This is a genomic window from Embleya sp. NPDC025285 (assembly GCF_055558835.1).
This window is the reverse complement of record NZ_JBVHLU010000286.1, coordinates 1-1590: the sequence shown is the minus strand read 5'-3', so window position 1 is coordinate 1590 and position 1590 is coordinate 1. Positions and strand designations below refer to the sequence as shown.

General features: G+C 70.9%; 1 protein-coding gene. It reads left to right on the top strand.

Annotated features, from left to right (window positions below; all coding sequences use genetic code 11):
* The first annotated feature begins 122 nt into the window (after window positions 1-122).
* Window positions 123-1580, top strand: coding sequence for an NF041680 family putative transposase (locus tag ACZ4FV_RS52270; protein ID WP_465328523.1), 1458 nt, complete (start codon window positions 123-125; stop codon window positions 1578-1580).
* Window positions 1581-1590 lie beyond the last annotated feature (10 nt).

The following is a 1590-nucleotide window of genomic DNA, read 5'->3' as shown; positions in this document are numbered from 1 at the left end:
AGCTTGTTGTTTTACCTCGCTGAGGTCGCGGCCTGCTGAAATGCGGTGTTCCCGGGACAGCAGGGCGGCCGTCCCTCACGCTGCGAGATGTCGAGTCAAGAAGCAGGCAAGGAGACGGCCGCATGACGAGTGTCCCGCTTCAGCCCTCCGCCGTCGAGCAGTTGGGGGTGTTGTCCCGCTTCCGGGAGGAGTTCTACGACTGCCTTTACACGCGCGCGGACGCGCTGTTCGAACTGACCGACGCATTGCTGTGCGCGGACGGGCCGATGGCCTCCCTGCCAGAGCTGACGCTCACGGTCGAGTATCGGCGTGGGCATGGTGCGATGTACAACGCGTTGAACACCGGCTGGATCGAGGCGGCCCGGCTGCGTTTCCTGTTTGCCTCGCTGCCTGTGCCGCGGGTCGCGGACGGGCGGATCGTGCTCGCGGTGGACGTGTCCAACTGGCTGCGGCCGGACGCCGCAACCAGCCCCGACCGGCTGTTCTGCCACGTCTACGGGCGCGGCCGCAGCGCCGACCAGCTCGTCCCCGGCTGGCCCTACTCCTTCGTCGCCGCGCTGGAGTCCGGCCGCACATCCTGGTGCGCGGTCCTGGACGCGGTGCGCCTGGGCCCGGCCGACGACGCCACCGCGGTGACCGCCGACCAGCTCCGCGACGTCGTCGCACGCCTGGTCGCCGCAGGACACTGGACGCCGGGCGACCCGGACATCCTGGTCGTCATGGACTCCGGCTACGACGTCACGCGCCTGGCCTACGTCTTGGCCGACCTGCCGGTCGAGGTGGTCGGCCGGCTGCGCTCGGACCGAGTCATGCTCCGCGACGCCGGCCCGCCGCGCTCCACTCCGCGCGGGGGACGGCCCCGCATGCATGGCAGCGTGCTGACCCTCGCCAAGCCGCAGTCCTGGCACGCCCCCGACCAGGCCACCACCGGCGAGACCACCCGCTACGGCACCGCCGAAGCCCTCGCCTGGGACCGGATGCACCCGCGCCTGGCCGCCCGCGGCTCCTGGCTCGACCACGACGGCGAACTCCCCGTTCTCCACGGGACGTTGATCCGCCTGAAAGTCGAGCGCCTGCCCGGTGACGGCGACCCGAAACCGGTCTGGCTGTGGTCCTCCCGCACCGCCATGACCGGCCAGGACGTCGACCTGCGCTGGCAGGCGTTCCTGCGGCGCTTCGACCTGGAGCACACCTTCCGCTTCTTCAAACAGACGCTCGGCTGGACGGTCCCGAAGGTCCGCGACCCGGCCACCGCCGACGCGTGGACCTGGCTGATCATCGCCGCCCATACCCAGCTCCGCCTCGCCCGCCCGCTCGCTGAGGACTTGCGCCGCCCCTGGGAACGCCCCGCTCCCGAACCGCGTCGGCTCACCCCCGCCCGGGTCCGCCGGGGGTTTCGCAACCTCCACGCGACCGCAGCCCATCCCGCAGCTGCACCGAAACCGAACCGCCCCGGCGGCCCCGGACGTCCACCCGGCTCCAAGAACCGCAGGCCAGCCCCGCGCCACGACCCCGGAAAGACCGTGAAACGAGCCGAATCCATCACCGAACACATGCGCGCGAAACAGCAGTTGGGTTAAACACCAAGCT

What these genes read in the sequence shown, in the direction of transcription:
- ACZ4FV_RS52270 (WP_465328523.1), top strand. Translation starts at nt 123, where the DNA reads ATGACGAGTGTCCCGCTTCAGCCCTCCGCCGTCGAGCAGTTGGGGGTG.